Annotated in this window: 15 protein-coding genes and 4 tRNA genes; 6 read left to right on the top strand and 13 right to left on the bottom strand. The window is 73.9% G+C overall.

The annotated features are described in order from the left end of the window. Positions 1 to 133: 133 nt before the first annotated feature. From ABD784_RS03075 to ABD784_RS03065, 3 genes are read left to right on the top strand one after another with little or no spacing between them, the layout of a single operon-like run. Entirely contained in the window at positions 134 to 1,030 is an 897-nt protein-coding gene (locus ABD784_RS03075) for an ECF transporter S component (protein WP_344879743.1), read from the top strand. Positions 1,031 to 1,037: 7 nt separating this feature from the next. Beyond that, positions 1,038 to 1,790: an energy-coupling factor transporter transmembrane component T gene (locus ABD784_RS03070; protein ID WP_344879740.1), complete on the top strand. Its 753-nt coding sequence runs from the start codon at positions 1,038 to 1,040 to the stop codon at positions 1,788 to 1,790. Further along, a complete protein-coding gene (locus ABD784_RS03065) occupies positions 1,787 to 3,349 on the top strand; it encodes an ABC transporter ATP-binding protein (protein ID WP_344879737.1) in 1,563 nt (520 codons plus the stop codon). The genes ABD784_RS03070 and ABD784_RS03065 overlap by 4 nt, the downstream gene beginning before the upstream one ends. Here the strand turns inward: ABD784_RS03065 and ABD784_RS03060 are convergent. The 6 genes from ABD784_RS03060 to msrB form a co-directional block, all read right to left on the bottom strand. Then, positions 3,340 to 3,864 (bottom strand): Rieske (2Fe-2S) protein, encoded by a 525-nt coding sequence (locus ABD784_RS03060; RefSeq protein ID WP_344879734.1) that lies wholly within the window; start codon positions 3,862 to 3,864, stop codon positions 3,340 to 3,342. The two genes, ABD784_RS03065 and ABD784_RS03060, sit on opposite strands and share 10 nt — an antisense overlap. A 34-nt stretch (positions 3,865 to 3,898) precedes the next feature. Then, entirely contained in the window at positions 3,899 to 6,040 is a 2,142-nt protein-coding gene (locus ABD784_RS03055; RefSeq protein WP_344879731.1) for a 3-hydroxyacyl-CoA dehydrogenase NAD-binding domain-containing protein, read from the bottom strand. A 57-nt stretch (positions 6,041 to 6,097) separates the two neighbouring features. Further along, on the bottom strand, positions 6,098 to 7,276 hold the full coding sequence (locus ABD784_RS03050) for an NAD(P)H-dependent flavin oxidoreductase (protein WP_344879728.1): 1,179 nt from the start codon (positions 7,274 to 7,276) through the stop codon (positions 6,098 to 6,100). A 10-nt stretch (positions 7,277 to 7,286) separates the two neighbouring features. After that, positions 7,287 to 8,513: an HRDC domain-containing protein gene (locus ABD784_RS03045; RefSeq protein WP_344879725.1), complete on the bottom strand. Its 1,227-nt coding sequence runs from the start codon at positions 8,511 to 8,513 to the stop codon at positions 7,287 to 7,289. 101 nt (positions 8,514 to 8,614) lie between these two features. Continuing rightward, entirely contained in the window at positions 8,615 to 9,259 is a 645-nt protein-coding gene (locus ABD784_RS03040) for a DUF3000 domain-containing protein (protein WP_425582910.1), read from the bottom strand. Positions 9,260 to 9,305: 46 nt separating this feature from the next. After that, a complete protein-coding gene (gene msrB / locus ABD784_RS03035) occupies positions 9,306 to 9,737 on the bottom strand; it encodes a peptide-methionine (R)-S-oxide reductase MsrB (RefSeq protein ID WP_344879722.1) in 432 nt (143 codons plus the stop codon). Between the two features lie 85 nt (positions 9,738 to 9,822). Here msrB and ABD784_RS03030 point away from each other — a divergent pair, with 85 nt between their 5' ends. Then, positions 9,823 to 11,214: an alpha/beta hydrolase family protein gene (locus ABD784_RS03030; protein ID WP_344879720.1), complete on the top strand. Its 1,392-nt coding sequence runs from the start codon at positions 9,823 to 9,825 to the stop codon at positions 11,212 to 11,214. A gap of 28 nt (positions 11,215 to 11,242) precedes the next feature. Here the strand turns inward: ABD784_RS03030 and ybaK are convergent, their stop codons facing one another. Genes ybaK through ABD784_RS03015 form a run of 3 tightly spaced genes read right to left on the bottom strand, consistent with a single transcriptional unit; the run spans position 11,243 to position 13,105 of the window. Further along, entirely contained in the window at positions 11,243 to 11,734 is a 492-nt protein-coding gene (ybaK, locus tag ABD784_RS03025) for a Cys-tRNA(Pro) deacylase (RefSeq protein ID WP_344879718.1), read from the bottom strand. 4 nt (positions 11,735 to 11,738) lie between these two features. Continuing rightward, positions 11,739 to 12,182 (bottom strand): SufE family protein, encoded by a 444-nt coding sequence (locus tag ABD784_RS03020; protein ID WP_425582909.1) that lies wholly within the window; start codon positions 12,180 to 12,182, stop codon positions 11,739 to 11,741. Beyond that, positions 12,179 to 13,105, bottom strand: coding sequence for a sulfurtransferase (locus ABD784_RS03015; protein WP_344879715.1), 927 nt, complete (start codon positions 13,103 to 13,105; stop codon positions 12,179 to 12,181). Before ABD784_RS03015 ends, ABD784_RS03020 begins: the two co-directional genes overlap by 4 nt. Positions 13,106 to 13,314: 209 nt before the next feature. On the opposite strand from ABD784_RS03015, the gene zapE reads away from it, so the two are divergent. After that, positions 13,315 to 14,358: a cell division protein ZapE gene (gene zapE, locus ABD784_RS03010; protein WP_344879712.1), complete on the top strand. Its 1,044-nt coding sequence runs from the start codon at positions 13,315 to 13,317 to the stop codon at positions 14,356 to 14,358. A 132-nt stretch (positions 14,359 to 14,490) separates the two neighbouring features. On the opposite strand, the gene ABD784_RS03005 is transcribed toward zapE, so the two are convergent. The 4 genes from ABD784_RS03005 to ABD784_RS02990 all read right to left on the bottom strand — a co-directional run bounded on the left by ABD784_RS03005 (position 14,491) and on the right by ABD784_RS02990 (position 14,932). Further along, positions 14,491 to 14,567 (bottom strand) — tRNA-Gly (locus tag ABD784_RS03005). Between the two features lie 54 nt (positions 14,568 to 14,621). Beyond that, positions 14,622 to 14,693: transfer RNA gene (locus tag ABD784_RS03000), tRNA-Val, on the bottom strand. A gap of 25 nt (positions 14,694 to 14,718) precedes the next feature. Continuing rightward, positions 14,719 to 14,789 (bottom strand) — tRNA-Cys (locus tag ABD784_RS02995). Positions 14,790 to 14,858: 69 nt separating this feature from the next. Next, positions 14,859 to 14,932, bottom strand: a tRNA-Gly gene (locus ABD784_RS02990). Between the two features lie 239 nt (positions 14,933 to 15,171). On the opposite strand from ABD784_RS02990, the gene ABD784_RS02985 reads away from it, so the two are divergent. Then, a complete protein-coding gene (locus ABD784_RS02985) occupies positions 15,172 to 16,053 on the top strand; it encodes a cytochrome (RefSeq protein WP_344879709.1) in 882 nt (293 codons plus the stop codon). Positions 16,054 to 16,184: the final 131 nt, after the last annotated feature.

Raw genomic sequence — 16,184 nt, 5'->3', positions numbered from 1 at the left:
GCTCGGCGGTCGGCCGGCGGCACACCGTGTAAAATCCACACTCGGCCTCCGAGGTGACATAGGGGGCCGCGCCGACACCCCGTCCGGGTGCGTCGGCGCCCCGCCGGCGATTCCGCGATCCAGGAGCACCCCTATGTCATCTCACCCGTCCTCCGCGCCCGAGCCCACCGCCTCCGGGCCCGTCGCCCGCGGAGCGGACTCCGACGCCGCCGACCCGACCGAACGCGGACTGATCCTCGAGGACGGTCCCGACCGGGGCCGCACCGGGCGTCGCGCCCTCGGGATCGCCGGCTTCGCGGTCCTCGCCGGCACCTACCTCGCGCTGGTCCTCACGCAGCCCGCAGGCATCGCCGAGGGCCTGGGACAGGGCGTGGCGCTCGCCGCCTTCGCCGGCTACCTGGCAGCCGCCCTCCTCCTGCTCGCAGCGGTCCTGCCCGAGCTCCCGGTCGGCACGCTCACGCTCATCCCCGTCGCGCTGGCGTTGAACATCGTGCTGGGGCAGTTCGTCGGCTCGGTCATGGTGCCGCTCTACCTGGATTCGATCGGCACGGTGCTCGTGGGGTTCCTCGCCGGCCGCCGCGCCGGGGCCGCCACGGGCGTGCTCGGGACGCTCGTGTGGTCCCTGTTTAACCCGACCGTCCTGCCGTTCGCCGCCGGAGCGGGGCTGATCGGTCTGCTCGCCGGCACCGCGGCGCGGTTCGGAGCCGTCCGCCGCATCGTCGTGGCCCCTGTCGCCGGCCTGCTGGCCGGGGTCGTCGGGGGCCTCGTCGCGGCACCGGTGGCCGCCTTCGTCTTCGGGGGCACCTCCGGGGTCGGGACCGGCGCCCTCGTCGGCGCCTTCCGCGCCATGGGGGACTCGCTCCTCTCCGCCGTCACCAAGCAGGCCCTGATCTCCGACCCGGGCGACAAGGCCGTCGTCTTCCTGATCGCCGCGCTCCTGGTCCACGCCCTCCCCGGCCGGCTGACCCGCACCTTCGCCTTCGTCCGCCGCCACCGGGTGCTCGGCCGGCGCCCGCAGCCGCAGGAGTAGCGAACCGTTGCACCCGTTCACCGTCCTCGCGGTCGCGGCACTCGTCGTCACCACGACGACGGCGCTCGCCGCCTGGCCCGTCAGCCTGGCCGTGGTCCTCGTGTGCCTCGGTGCGGCCGCGGCGCGCGGACGCCTGGCCGGGGTGGCCGGCGCGTCGGCCGCGATCCTCCTCCCGGTGTGGGCCTCGCAGGCGATGATCCACGCCCTGTTCGACCGCACGGGGGACCGGGTGCTCCTGGAGGCCGGATGGATGCGGCTCACCGCCGAGGGCCTGTCCGTCGCGGCGCACCTCGGGCTCCGGCTCGCGGTCCTGGTGGTGGTCGCGGCGACTGTCGCGCTGGCCCTCGACCGGCACCAGCTGGTCGCGGCCGTCGACCTCGCGCCGGTCCCGCCGCAGGCCGGCTACCTCCTGGCTGCGACGCTCGCCTTGGTGCCGGCCCTACGGCGACGGCGTCGTGCCATCGCCGACGCCCAGACGCTCCGTCTCGCCGCCGGCCCCGCGCAGCGGCCTCCGGGACCCCTCCGGCGCTCCTGGCGGGCGGCCCGCCTCCAGGCCGTTCCGCTGGTGCTGTCCTCCGTGCAGGAGGCCGCCGACCGGGCGCCGCACCTCGCCGCGCGCGGCTTCCCCTCCTCCGTGGCCCGCAGGACCCGGCTGCGGAGCGTGCCCGACTCCCCGCTCCAGCGCCTCGTCCGGTGGACCGCCGCCGTGGGGGCCGTCGTCGTGCCCGTCCTGATCCTGCACCTCGGCGGTGCCGAGTGAGCCGCCCGGCGCCGGCGCCGCTGCTGGAGGCCCGGATCCGGTCCTTCCGCTTCGGCGGCCACGGGCCGGAGATCCTGCGCGGCGTCCACCTCGCCGTGGCCCCGGGCTCGCTGACGGCGGTCGTCGGGGCGTCCGGCTCGGGGAAGACCACCCTGGGGCGGGTGCTGGGCGGCATGCTCCCCGCGCCGTCGCTGCACGGCGCCCCGGCCGGCGCGGACCCCGACGACGACGTCCTGGACGCCGAGTTCCTGGTGGCCGGACGGCGCCTCGCCTTCTCCGCGGGCCAGCGCGTCCGGATCGATCCGGCCGGCTGGGCCCGGTACATCGGCGTGCTGCCGCAGGAGGCCGGGCACTTCCTCTCCGGGGCCCGCCAGACCGTGGCGGAGGAGATCGCGTTCGCGCTCGAGAACCAGGGGGTCCCGCGGGCGCGGATGCGCGAGAGGGTCGGCGAGGCGGCGGCCGGGCTCGGGATCGAGCACCTGCTGGAACGCGAGGTCGAGCGGCTCTCGGGCGGTCAGGAGCGGATCGTGGCGCTGGCGGCGCTGGCCGTGACCGACCCGGAGGTGCTGGTGCTCGACGAGCCGTTCGCGGGCCTCGACGCGGGCGCCCGTGACCGGGTGGCGGAGTGGATCGCGCAGCGGTGCGCCGCCGGACGGGCCGTCATCCATCTGGCCCGCCGCAGCGATGGGCTCCCCGCGCGGGCCGACGACGTCCGGGAGCTCGCGGGCGGCCGGCTGGTGCGGGCGGCTCTCCCGGCCGTGACAGAGCGGCAGTCCCCGCCGTCCAGGCCGGCCGGCCCGGCAGCGGCCGCGGGACCGCGCCGGTCGAGACCGCTGCTGGAGCTGGCCGACGCCGGCATCGGCTACCGGGTTCGCGAGGCCTCGTCGCGGCGGCTGCGGCCCCGATGGTCCGCGCAGGCGCTGCAGACCGGCGTGGATCTGGCGCTCCGGCCGGGGGAGACCGTCGCCCTCCTCGGTCCCAACGGCGCGGGGAAGACCACGCTGCTCAAGACGGCCGCCGGCCTGCTGCCGCCGCTCTCGGGAACCGTCCGGAGCACCGGACGCGTGGGCCTGCTGCTGCAGCGCAGCGGGGACCAGCTCTTCGAGCGCACGGTGTCCCGGGAGGTCGGATTCGGGCTCGAGGACTCGCAGGGCGTCGCACGGATCCTGGACGAGGTCGGCCTGGCCGACGCCGCGGACTCCCACCCCTACGAGCTCTCCGGCGCCGCTCGCCGACTCGTGGCACTGGCCACGGTGCTGGTGCGCGAGCCGGACGTGCTGCTCTGCGACGAGCCCACGGTCGCCCTCGACGACGCCGGCATCGGCCTGCTGCGCCGCTTGCTCGCACGCAGGACGGAGGCGGGCCGGGCCGTGCTGTTCAGCACGCACGACGAATCGTTCGCCGCGGCGGCCGCCGACCGTGTCGTCCGCCTCCCGGACCCGTCCGGCGAGGGGGACGGCTGCGGGGACGGCACCCACGGGGTGCACGGCGCCGGGGCGGCCCGCTGGGGGCGGACCGCTCACGCGCCGGACGGCCCCGGGCGGGGCACTCAGACGTAGACGAGGACGTCCTCGCCGTCGATCTCGGCCGCGAAGCGCTCCAGCGGGGCGTCCGCCGGACCTGCCGTGGGCGTCCCGTCCTCGGGCGCGAACTCTGAGTTGTGGCACGGGCAGTGGAAGTCGTGCTCGTCGCCGACCTGGACCTGGCAGCCCGCATGCGTGCACAGGGCCCGGTAGGCCAGGACGGAGGTCTCGCTCGGGCGGAAGAGCAGGTAGTTGCGGCCCTCGATCTCCACGCTCAGCTTGGACCCGCGAGGCAGCTCGGAGGCCGGAGCCACCACGTGCGCGGTGGTGCCCTCGGTGCCGGGCGCCGGAGCCGACGGCGCTGACGCCTGAGGCGCCGTCCCGGGGGAGCAGGCCGCCAGCGCGAGCGTGCCGGCGGCCGCGGTACCCCCGAGCGCGGTGCGGTTCAGGAAGCCCCGGCGGGTCGGGGCCGGAGGACCCGGGGGGGGTGCTCCTGCCCCGTCTGCGGGCCCGGCGGGAGTGACGGCGTGCGGTGCGGCGGGGAGAGTCATGCCTCCATCATAGGAACGCCGCCGGGCCCGTGCGTCAGCGTCCTGGGTGGAACTTCCGTCCGTTCACACGCTCCGACGCCCCGACCTGGTCCAGGTAGGGCGTGATGCCGCCGAGATGCATGGGCCAGCCCGCACCGAGGATCATGCACAGATCCACGTCCTCCGGACTGGCGACCACGCCCTCGTTCACGATGAGTCCGATCTCCTCGGCCAGGGCATCCTGGGTGCGGCGGAGGACCTCCTCCGAGGTGGACGGCTCGTCGCCACGCTCGAGCAGCGCAGCGGTCTCCTCCGGGATGGTGCGGCCGCCGTCGTCGTCCCGAGCCCAGAGGCCGGTGATCCCGTGGTCGATCAGCCGCTGGAGATTCGCGGAGACGCGGAACCGGTCGCCGAAGGCGGCGTGCAGGGACTCCATGACGTGCTGGGCCACCGGCATGCCGACCATCGCCAGCAGCGTGAACGGGGTCATCGGCAGCCCCATGGGGCGCAGCGCGTCGTCGGCGACCTCCGCGGGCGTGCCCTCGTCGAAGGCGTTCTGGACCTCGCCCATGAGCCGGAGCAGGACGCGGTTCACCACGAACGCGGCGGAGTCGCGGACCAGCACGGCGGTCTTGCCGAGGCCCCTGGCCAGCGCGAAGGCGGTGGCGACGACGGCGTCGTCCGTCCTCGGGGCCCGCACGATCTCGACCAGCGGCATGACGGCGACCGGATTGAAGAAGTGGAACCCGACCACGCGCTCGGGATGCTGCAGGTCCGCCGCCATCTCGGTCACCGACAGTGACGAGGTGTTCGTGGCCAGGATGCACTCCGGGGAGACCACTGCCTCCACCTCGGCGAAGACCTGCTTCTTGACCGAGAGCTCCTCGAAGACGGCCTCGATGACCAGATCGGCGTCGGCGAAGTCGGCCTTGTCCGTGGTTCCGGTGATCAGCGCGCGTACGGCCTCGGCGTCCTCCGACCTCAGGCGGCCCTTGGCCACCTGCTTGTCGAGATCGGCCGAGATGTGGGCGAGGCCGCGGTCCACCCGGCCCTGGTCCAGGTCCGTGATGGTCACCGGCACGCGCAGGGCCTGGGCGAATAGCAGCGCGAACTGCCCGGCCATGAGCCCGGCGCCGACGACCCCGATCCGCCCGACCGGCCGGGCCAGCGCCTGGTCCGGCGCCCCGGCGGGACGCTTCGCACGCTTCTGCACGAGCTCGAGGAACGCGTACACGGTGTTGTGGAACTCGTGCGTGCGCATGAGCCCGACCAGGGCGTCGACCTCCAGCCGTGCCGCCTCCGGCTGTGTCAGGTCGCGGCCGGCCGCCATGACCTCCAGGACCTTCAGCGGGGCGGGTGCGGCGTTGGAGATCTTGGCCTCCACGAATGCTGCGGCCTTCCGCAGGGCCGCGTCCCAGCGGTCGCGCCCCTCGGGGGTGGCGGGGTCGGTGGCGTGCGGGCGCTCGACCGCCGCGCCGTCGAGGACGCTCCCGGCCCAGGCGGCGGACTCGGCCACGAAGTCCCCCTCCGTCACGAGGTGGTCGGCGATGCCGAGCTCGTGCGCGCGACGGCCGGTGATCGAGCGGTTGTTGTTCAGCGGGTTCTCGATCATCACCTGGAGGGCCGCCTCCGGGCCGATCAGGCGCGGCAGCCGGTAGACGCCGCCCCAGCCCGGGATGAGCCCGATGAAGGCCTCCGGCAGGCCGATGCCCTTCGCCTCCGCGGCGACGGTCCGGTAGGTGCACGCGAGAGCGACCTCGAGCCCGCCGCCGAGGGCGACGCCGTTGACGAACGCGAAGGTCGGCACGCCCAGGTCCGCGAGCAGTCCGTAGACCTCGTGCCCGAGCTCGGCCATCTGCCCGGCGTTGGCCGAGTCGCGCAGCGACGAGACGAAGGACAGGTCCGCGCCGGCGACGAAGAAGCCCGGCTTGCCGGTGACGGCCAGCGCGTCGATCTCGCCGTCCCGTGCCCGCCGCTGCTGCTCGGCGAGGACGCGGCCGAGGCCGATCAGGCTGTTGGGGCCGAGGGTGGTGGGGCGACGCGCGTCGAGTCCGTTGTCCAGCGTGACAAGCGCGAGCGTGCGGCCGCCGGCGAGCTCGAGCTCCTCGACGCTCGCGTGGGTGACGACCTCGTCGGCGACCTCGCCGGCGAGGTCCTGGTAGCGGTCGAAGCGTTCCGGGGCGGTGGCATCTGACATGTGTACGGCGCGTCCTCTCGTGGGGGGCCACTGTGGGTCTGTGATCCACAGCATATGTTACCCGTGGGTAATATCCGAGGCAATCGAGGCGCCGGCGAGGAGCTCGGCCGTGATCTCCGCCGCCGTCGCCTCCCGGGCCAGGCCCGCCCGCGTCCCGGCCCACAGGTGGAGGCGCTCGCGCTCGCCGGCCGCCGCGGCCGCACCGCGCAGGGGCCGGGTCAGGTGGTGGACCGCGGGGTAGAGGGCGGGCGCGGCGTCGGTGTGCCGACGGAGGAAGTCGTTGACGATCCCCCGGGCGGGCCGGCCCGTGAACGCCTGCGTGACGGCCGTCGGGTCCGGTTCCGCCCCGAGGCCGCGCACCGCCTCCCGGTGGGTGGCACCCGTGCCGGCCTCCCGGCAGAGCAGGAACGCGGAGCCGGCCTGCGCCGCGTCGGCCCCGGCGCGCAGGACCCGGGCGACGTCGTCGGCCGTGGCGATCCCTCCCGCGGCCGCGATCCACACCGGTCGCGCCCCGGCGGGCCCGGCTTCGCGGACGGCCGCGACGACGTCGGGCAGCAGGCGCGCGAGCGGCCTCGCGTCGGGCGTCTGCGCCGACAGATGGGTCCCGCGGTGGCCGCCCGCCTCGGGCCCCTGGACGCACAGGCCGTCGAACCCCAGACGGACTGCGGCGAGGGCCTCGTCCTCGCAGGTCACCGTGGCGACGGCGGCGATCCCGCGGCCCCGGAGGCTCTCGAGCTCGGCGGGCGTGGGGAGGCCGAAGGTGAAGGACACGACGGCGGGGGGCACCGGCCGGGCGAGGAGGGCCGCCAGTTTGGCGGGGTAGTCGTCGTCGTCCGGTCGCGCGGCGGTCTCCAGCGGGGCTGGCTCGGGCTTCGTCCCGGGCCGGCCGTCGGCGCCTGCCGGCGCCGGGAGGTCGGCCAGGAGCCGCTCGCGGTAGCGGCCGAGCTCCTCCAGCCCGGCGTCGTCCAGCCCGACGGCCCGTCCGTCCGCGGTGCGCTCGGGCACGAAGAGGTTCACGCCGAGGGGGCCGTCGGTGAGGGCCTCGGCCCGATCGAGCTGGTCGACCAGCGCGTCAGCCCGGAGGTACCCGCCGGCGACGAAGCCGAGGCCTCCTGCGTTGGTGACCGCGGCGGCGAGCTCGGGAGTGCCCGGGCCGCCGGCCATGGGGGCCTGGACGACCCGCGGGAACGGGGCGGAGGGGCGGGCAGTGGAGTCCGGAGGCGTCGTCGGCGACATGCCTCCGACGCTACTCGCCGGGCAGGTCCGGGTCGAGGAACGCGACGGTGATCACGGGCGCGGCGAGGCGCACCTGCCAGGGCCGGGCCCCGAGGTCGCGGAGCGCCGCCTCGATGCTCTCCGGCTCGATCGGCATCGGCGGACGCCACGCGATGCGGCGCAGGTGGTCCGGGGTGAGGACGTTCTCCAGCGGGATCTCGAGCTGCTCCGCGACACGGGCGAGACGCGGCTTGGCCGTGTTGAGCCGGGCCGCGGCGGCCGGGTCCTTGTCGGCCCACACGCGGGGCGGCGGCGGCGAGTTGGAGGGCAGGTGCAGCGGCGGGAGGTCCTCGGTGGTGCGGGCCGTCTGCAGGGCGCGCATCCAGCGGGCTGCCTCCTTGGCCGCGGCCCGACCGTGGAAGCCGGGGGTCTTCAGGAGGGCCGGCACGGTGGTCGGCATCGCCTTCGCGGCCGCGATGATCGCGGAGTCGGGGATGATCCGCCCGGGCGAGACGTCGCGGTTCTCCGCCAGTGACTCGCGTTCGTACCAGAGCTCCCGGGCGGCGGCGAGCTTCCGCCGCTCGCGCAGGGCGTGCAGGCCGGAGGTCCGCCGCCAGGGGTCCTGGCGCGGCGCGGCGGGGCCGGCCGTGCGGATGGCCTCGAACTCCTGCTCGGCGAACTCGAGCTTGCCGTCCTCCTCCAGGATCCGGTGGAGCTCCTGGCGCAGCTCGACGAGCACCTCGACGTCGAGTGCGGCGTAGTTTAGCCACGGCTCCGGCAGGGGCCGCTTGGACCAGTCGGCCGCGGAGTGCTCCTTGGCGAGCGAGAGGCCCAGGAGCGACTCGACGACGGCGCCGAGGCCCACCCGGGGCAGGCCCGCCAGCCGGGCGGCGAGCTCGGTGTCGAAGAGCGCGTCCGGGTGCATGCCGCACTCGGCCAGGCACGGCAGGTCCTGCGTCGAGGCGTGCAGGATCCACTCGACGCCGGAGAGGGCCTGGTCGATGGGCGCGAGGTCCTCGAAGGCCTCAGGGTCGATGAGCCACGTGCCCGCGCCCTCGCGGCGGAGCTGGACGAGGAAGGCGCGCTGCCCGTAGCGGAAGCCGGAGGCGCGCTCGGCGTCGACCGCCACCGGCCCGGTGGCGGCGGCGAGCGCGGCCGCGGCCCGCCTCAGGCCGGACTCGGTGTTGACGACCAGGGGGACGCCCTCGCTGGGTGCGGTCAGAGGGGTGGGCGTGGGGGCGTCACTGGTTTCGGTCATGATGAGCCATTCTATGACGACGGCGCGGTGGGCCCGGGTGCCGGGCGGGCCTCCCGGGCGTGAGGGCCCGGTGCGACCGGCCGGGGCATCCTGCCGCGGAGTCAGTTGAGACGGCGCCGGGGGAGCGCGGTGACGCCCGGCGGCAGCGGCGGGAGCCCGGCGAAGGCGCAGACCATGTCCGCCCAGGCCTCCAGGTGGGCGGTCACGTCGGCGGTGGCCGGCGTCCAGGAGGCGCGGAGCTCGATGTCGATCGTGCCCGGGCGGTTGGACAGGGTGCCGAAGCTCTCGGAGAGGACCCGGGTGGCGGTGCCGCCGGCGTTCGAGTAGACCGCCCGGTGCTCGTGGAGGGCATCCGAGAGCCACGTCCACGCCACGGTCCCGACGAGCTCGTCGTTGCCCATGTCGGCATCCAGCTCGGCGCGGATGTAGGTGACGATCCGGAAGGTGCCGTCCCAGACCGGCGACCCGGCCGGGTCGTGGAGCAGGATGAACCGCCCGGTGGCGAGCTCTCGCTGCTCCTCGGCGGGCTGGCGGAGGAAGGCCGCCGCGGGGCCGTGCAGCGATCCGGCGCGCTGGGCCGCGGGCTCGAGCACGTCGGCCGACAGCGCCACCCCGTAGGGGGCGAGGTTCGCCGGGGCGGGGATCTCGGCGAGACCGACTTCCGGCCGGAGGGCGGCGCGTCGCAGGGCGCCGAGTGCCTCCACGAAGTCGCGCGGCGCCGCCGCCAGGTCCCCGATGTTGTTCACGCCACCGATTCTAGGCTCGGGTCCGCGCCGGGGCCGGGAGGCTCGCCTAGGCCGACTCGCGGAGCCGGATGGAGAGGGAGTTGATGCAGTAGCGCTGGTCGGTGGGCGTCGGGAAGCCCTCGCCACCGAAGACGTGGCCCAGGTGCGAATCGCACGCCGCGCAGCGGACCTCGACCCGCGCCATGCCCAGCGACTCGTCGCGCAGGTACCGCACGCGCCCCTCGGCGAGCGGGGCGAAGAACGACGGCCAGCCGCAGTGGGCGTCGAACTTCTCGCGGCTCGTGAAGAGCTCGGCGCCGCACGCGCGGCAGGCGTAGACGCCTTCCTGCTCCGTGTCCCAGTACTCGCCCGTGAACGGCCGCTCGGTGCCCGCCTGACGCAGGACGCGGTACTCCTCGGGCGTCAGCTCGCGCCGCCACTCCGCGTCGGACTTGGTGACGGCGGGACGGTACTGCTCTGCTTCGGAATTCTCAGTCACACCCGGCACAACGCCCCGGCGGACCGCGGAATTCCCGTCGGCGCGGATGTTTGGCGCGGCGTGGGCGGGTTGACATGATGGACCCATGCCGCGCCAGCATCCTGCACCGCCCGCAGAATCCCGCCGTCACAGTCCCCGGGGCACCACGCCCCGCAGGGGGACGCCGGTCCGGTGGGCCGTCGTCGGCGCCGTCGCCGGAGCCGCGGCCGGCTCCCTGGTGGCCGGGGCCGTGTCGGGGCTCGCGAGCTACTTCGCCCGGCAGGTCGTCACCCCGGCGCGGATGCGTCCGGAGGAGCTGGAGATCCTCGCCGTCGTGCCCTCCGACCACCTGACCCACGAATCGGCGGCGCCGGAGGAGGGATCCGCGCACGGCCGGCATCGTGCGGCCCGCGCGGCGGGCCTGGGTTGGAACGTGATCCTCCCGGCCACCGAGGAGACCACCGTGCCCGGCACCTACTCGCTGATGTTCGACGGCGGGCGCGGGCACGCGCGGATCGGCGAGATCGTGGCGTTCGCCCCGGCGGACGGGACCGTCACGCGCCACGTCGAGCGGATCTACGAGGGGGACCTCCGCGGCGCGGCGCGCGGCCGCTGGTCCGGCGCCACCTACCTCACCCCGTCCGAGGTCGGCTACGACTACGAGGAGGTCGATGTCCCCGTCGTCGGCGGCACCTCGCAGTCCTGGCTGGTCCCCGGCACCCACCGCCGGAGCACGTGGGCGATCATGGTCCACGGCCGCGGCTCCGACCGGGCCGAGGGGCTGCGGGCGCTCCCCGTGGTGCAGCAGCTCGGACTGACGTCCCTGCTGCTGTCCTACCGCAACGACGGCCACGCCCCGGCCGCACCGGACCAACGCTACGGGCTGGGCAGCACCGAGTGGGAGGACGTCGAGGCCGGGATCGACTACGCGATCCGGCACGGAGCTGAGGACATCGTCCTCCTCGGATGGTCGATGGGCGGGGCGATCTGCCTGCAGGTCGTGGACCGCTCCCACCATGCCCCGCGCATCGCCGCTCTCGTGCTGGACGGCCCCGTCGTCGACTGGATCGACGTCCTGGCCCACCAGGCGCGCATCAATCGGATCCCGGCCTCGGTCGGTCGGCTCGGGCAGTGGCTGCTGTCGAACAAGGCGGGCCGGCTCGTGACCGGTCTCGCGGCCCCGGTGGACCTCAAGGAGCTGAACTGGGTGGCCCGGGCCGAGCACCTGCGCACGCCCACCCTGATCCTGCACAGCGAGGACGACGACTTCGTGCCGGTGGGCCCCTCGGCCGCGCTCGCCGAGCTCAACCCGCATGTGGTCTCGTTCGAGCGGTTCACGCGGGCGCGCCACACGCACGAGTACAACGTGGACCCGCAGCGCTGGGACGACACCGTCCGCTCCTGGCTCGGGAGCCGCCTGGACGCTCCGTCGCCGCGCCGGGCGCAGCGGCACCCCGAGGAGCGTCCCGCTGAGCGTCCCGGGGCCGAGGCGCTCTAGCCACAGCCCGGGCGCCGGCCCGGCGCCCTCAGGCGGCGACGGGCGCCGTCGTCCCGTCCGTCGCCGCCAGGAGGTCGCTCGCGGCGAGCTCGATCTCCAGGCCGCGGCGGCCGCCCGAGACGAAGACCGTCTCCGCCGCGAGCAGCGAGGAGTCGGCGACGAGCCGGTGCCGACGGCGCTGGCCGAACGGCGAGATCCCGCCGAGCACGTAGCCACTGCGGCGCTCCGCGACCGACGCCTCGGCCAGTGCCGCCCGCTTGGCCCCGAGGGCGGCCGCCGCGGCCTTCAGGTTCAGCTGCCGCTCGACCGGGACGAGCGCGAGCGCGAACTCCTCCGGCTCGAGCCGGACCATCAAGGTCTTGAAGACCCGGCGCGCCGGCACCCCGAGCGCCGCGGCGGCCTCGAGGCCGAACGACGGCGCCGCCGGGTCGTGGCGGTAGCCGTGCAGCGCGAAGGGCACCCCCGCGGCGGTCAGCGCGACCGTCGCCGGGGTGCCCTTCGGGGAGGCTCTCGTGCCCACCGGGCTAGGCGTCCAGAGCCCGTGCCACCTGCCGCTTGATGCGACCGAGCATCGCGGTCATGCCGCGCATCCGCAGCGGCGTGACGGCCCGGGTGAGCCCCAGCTGCTCGGGCATGTCGTCCGGGACGGCCAGGACCGTCTCCGCCGGGAGGCCGTCGAGGCCCTCGTGGAGGACCGAGGCGAAGCCCCGCGTGGTGGGAGCCTCCGGTGGCGCGGAGAAGTAGATCCGTACCGGCCGCCCGTCCTCCGGGCCGACCTCCAGGGTCAGGAAGAGCGGTGACTGGCACTCGACCACCTGCTCGAGCAGCTCGGGGTGGTCGCGGAACCGCTCGGGCAGCTCCGGCAGCGACTCCGAGAACTCCAGCAGCAGCTCGAGGCGCTCGCGCTCCTCGAGCGCCTGGAAGTCGTCCACGATCTCGGCGAGGGTCGGGGGCAGTGCGCCGGTCACGGCCGGCCCCCCGCGGCCGCGCCGCCTCCGGCCAGCGCACCCGGCTCCGAGCCGCGGACGATCGGCACGCGTACGGCATTGCCCCACTCGGTCCAGGACCCGTCGTAGTTGCGGACGGTCTCGAACCCGAGCAGGTGCTTGAGCACGAACCACGTGTGGCTGGAGCGCTCACCGATCCGGCAGTACGCGATGACGTCGTCGCCCTCGGCCAGGCCCGCCTCGCGCAGGTACACGTCCTCCAGCGCCGCCCGGTCCTTGAAGGTCCCGTCCTCGGCGGCGGCGCGGGCCCAGGGCACGGACGCCGCCGTCGGGATGTGGCCGCCGCGCAGTGCGCCCTCCTCCGGGTAGGCCGGCATGTGCGTGCGCTCCCCGGAGTACTCCTCGGGCGAGCGCACGTCGATCAGCGGGCCGCGGCCGAGGTGGGCCAGCACCTCGTCCTTGTAGGCGCGGGCGGCCTCGTCGTCGCGCTCCACGACCGGGTAGTCGACGGCGGTCGGGGACGGCTTCTCCTTGGTCAGCTCGCGGCCCTCGGCGATCCACTTGTCGCGGCCGCCGTCGAGCAGGCGGACGTCCTCGTGGCCGAACAGCGTGAAGACCCACAGGGCGTAGGCCGCCCACCAGTTCGACTTGTCGCCGTAGAAGACGACGGTGGTGTCGCGGCCGATGCCCTTGGCGGACATGAGCCGGGCGAAGCCCTCACCGTCGACGTAGTCGCGGGTGACCTCGTCGTTGAGCTCGGTGTGCCAGTCCACCTTCACGGACCCGGGGATGTGGCCCGTGTCGTAGAGGAGGATGTCCTCGTCGGACTCGACGACCACCAGATCCGGGTCGCCGAGGCGGTCGGCCAGCCACTCGGTGGAGACCAGCCGCTCGGGGTGGGCGTAGGCGGAGAACTTCTCGTGGGTGTCTGGCGGTAGAGCCACGGTGCACCTCGGTTCGCACTAGACAATGGGGACTGCTCCCAAGACTACTGCCGCCCGGGCGCCCAGGGGCGGGCCGGCGTCGTATCCCGGGCCGTGCCCGGGCAGGTTTCGCGCACAGCGTGACGCATGGATGCGCGGCGTCATGGGCGCACGTAAAGTTGCGGTGGCGGTACCGGCCGCCGCGATGCCGACGAAGGATTCAGACACCCGTGCCCACGATCGAACACCTGTCAGAACGCACACCGAACGTCTCGCCCGAGCAATTGCTCGACGGGTTCGAACCGTCCTATCGGTTCGGCGAGGTGTCGTTCGACAACTACATCCCCGACCCGCAGCAGCCGTCCCAGGCGGCAGCGGTGCAGCGCATGCGGGAGTTCGCCGCCTCGATCGGCGGCGCCAGCGGGGGCGGGTTCCTCGGCCGGCTCTTCGGAGGCGGGCCCAGGAAGGCCAAGGCGGGGCTGTACCTCGACGGCGGGTTCGGCGTCGGCAAGACGCACCTGCTGGCCTCCCTGTGGCACGCCGCGCCCGGGCCGAAGGCGTTCGGCACGTTCGTCGAGTACACCAACCTCGTCGGGGCGCTCTCCTTCCGCAAGACGGTCGACGTGCTGAAGGGGTACAAGCTGGTCTGCATCGACGAGTTCGAGCTCGACGACCCCGGCGACACGGTCCTCATGTCCCGCCTGATGCGCGAGCTGTCCGACGCCGGAGTCAGGCTGGTCGCGACGTCGAACACACTGCCCGGAGCGCTGGGGGAGGGCCGCTTCGCGGCGACCGACTTCAAGCGCGAGATCCAGGTGCTCGCGGACCAGTTCGACGTCATCCGCGTGGACGGCGAGGACTACCGGCACCGGGGCCTGGCGGACGCGCCGGCGCCGCTGCCCGACGACCGGATCGAGGCGTACGCCGAGGAGCGGTTCCCGGACAGGACGCTCGCCGTCGACGACTTCGGCGGCCTGACCCGGCACCTCCAGCGCATCCATCCGAGCCGGTACCGGCAGCTGATCGACGGCATCGATGTCCTCGTCCTCCACCGGGTGGAGACCATCACGGAGCAGTCGCTGGCCCTGCGGTTCGTGGTCCTGGCCGACCGGCTCTACGACCGCGATGTGCCGATCGTCTCTTCCGGTGTCCCGTTCGACGAGCTGTTCACGCAGGAGATGATGGGCGGCGGCTACATGAAGAAGTACTTCCGAGCCGTCTCGCGGCTGACCTCGCTGGCGCGGAACGCCCAACTGGACGAACCGGTCGCCTGACCCGGCCTGCCGTCGCCGGCCGCCCAGGCCTGGGCGGCCGGCGACGGCCCCCGGGCGCAGGTCCTGTCTGTCTCGGGAGGCGGCCCACGACGACGAAAGCCCCGGTCCGAGGACCGGGGCTTTCTCTCTACGTGGAGCGGACAACGAGATTCGAACTCGCGACCTCCACCTTGGCAAGGTGGCGCTCTAGCCAGCTGAGCTATGTCCGCGCGTCTGACGTGAACTCAGACCAAGGATTGCCCCCGCGAGGGGGAATGCTTGAGTGGGCGATACTGGGATCGAACCAGTGACCTCTTCCGTGTCAGGGAAGCGCGCTACCGCTGCGCCAATCGCCCGTAAGGGTTCGCATTACTGTAGCCGAGGTGGGGACGGGATTCGAACCCGCGTATACGGCTTTGCAGGCCGCTGCCTCGCCTCTCGGCCACCCCACCATGTCCATGGACACGATTCCTAGCAGAATCGCATCCGTGGAGCGGTCGTGAAGACCTACAGTGAATGCGAGCGGACAACGAGATTCGAACTCGCGACCTCCACCTTGGCAAGGTGGCGCTCTAGCCAGCTGAGCTATGTCCGCATGTCAAGATCGCGACCTTCCGGATTCCGTATCCGTTGCCTTCCGGCCGCGTTCCAACGAGTAAATACTCTAATGACCTTTTCTGCCGTGTGCAAATCGAGGGGTCGCCGGCGCGTCCCCAGACGGCCTATCTGCCTCTGACAAGGAGCATTCTCCCCCGGGATCCCGGGGGAGAGGGGTCGGCAGAAAATTTTCGCGGCGGAGCCATGCCCGGGGTGTGCCGTGCCAGAATCGAGGCCATGACGACGCCAGCGCTCGCCCAGCAGACAGATCTGGGCCGGATGTATGCACGGACCGTGGGCGGTCCGCTCGAGGTTCCCTCCATCACCACGGTGATCGGCCAGGCAGCCTCCGACCTCACCGGCTGGGCGGGGCACATGGCTGCCAGCGCAGCGGTGCGCGACCCGCGTCTGGCGGGTGCCGTCGGTTCGCCCGGCCAATTGACCGCCATCGCCCGTGATGCGAGCAGGGCGGCCGCCGCCCATCGTGACGGCGCCGCGGCCCGCGGCGACCGGGTGCACCACTACTGCGAGCAGGTGGCGCTCCGGCAGCTGGGCCGCGACCACCGCCTGGAGGAGGCCCGCGCAGCCCTCGAGTCCCACGGCGAGGGGGCGTTCGCGCATCGGTTCGACGAGTGGTGGGCGCTCTACGGCGTGGAGCCCATCGCCCCGGAGATCACCGTCTGGAACCACACCGTGGGCTATGCCGGGACACTGGACCTGGTGGCCCGCATCGGCGGTCGCATCTGCCTCATCGACTACAAGACGAAGGCGACGACGCGGGAGGGGCGCGCCAAGCCGCTTGATCTCAAGGTCGTCATGCAGCTGGTCGCCGGGTACAAGGCTGAGGAGATGATCGTGGATCCGGCGGGCGGTGCCTGGGAGCCCTGGCCGTACGGCGGGGACGAGGTCCCCCTCCTGCTCGGGGTCGCCGTCTCGGAGGCCGAGGTGGTCGCCCAGCAGGCCCAGCCGGCCACTCTGCCGACGTACTGGCGCAAGTTCTGGGCCCTCCGGCAGGCCTGGGAGGCGGACCGGACCCTGGCGGGCGCAGGGCCCGCGCTGCGGCCCATCGCCCCGCCGCCCGTGGCGGCCGCACCCGATGCATCCCGGACGGCCACCTAGACTGGACCGGGCGTCCCCCGGGCGCGGAACCGACCGCGGCACGTCCAGCGGTCGGGACGGAGGGGAACTCCGCCCCGCACCGACTGAAGCATCCATCCACAGCACATTGAGCCCCGGCGCGCGGGCCAGGC

This window comes from Zhihengliuella alba, from assembly GCF_039538765.1.
Classification (GTDB): Bacteria; Actinomycetota; Actinomycetes; order Actinomycetales; family Micrococcaceae; genus Zhihengliuella; species Zhihengliuella alba.
This window is presented reverse-complemented; position numbering and strand designations above follow the sequence as displayed.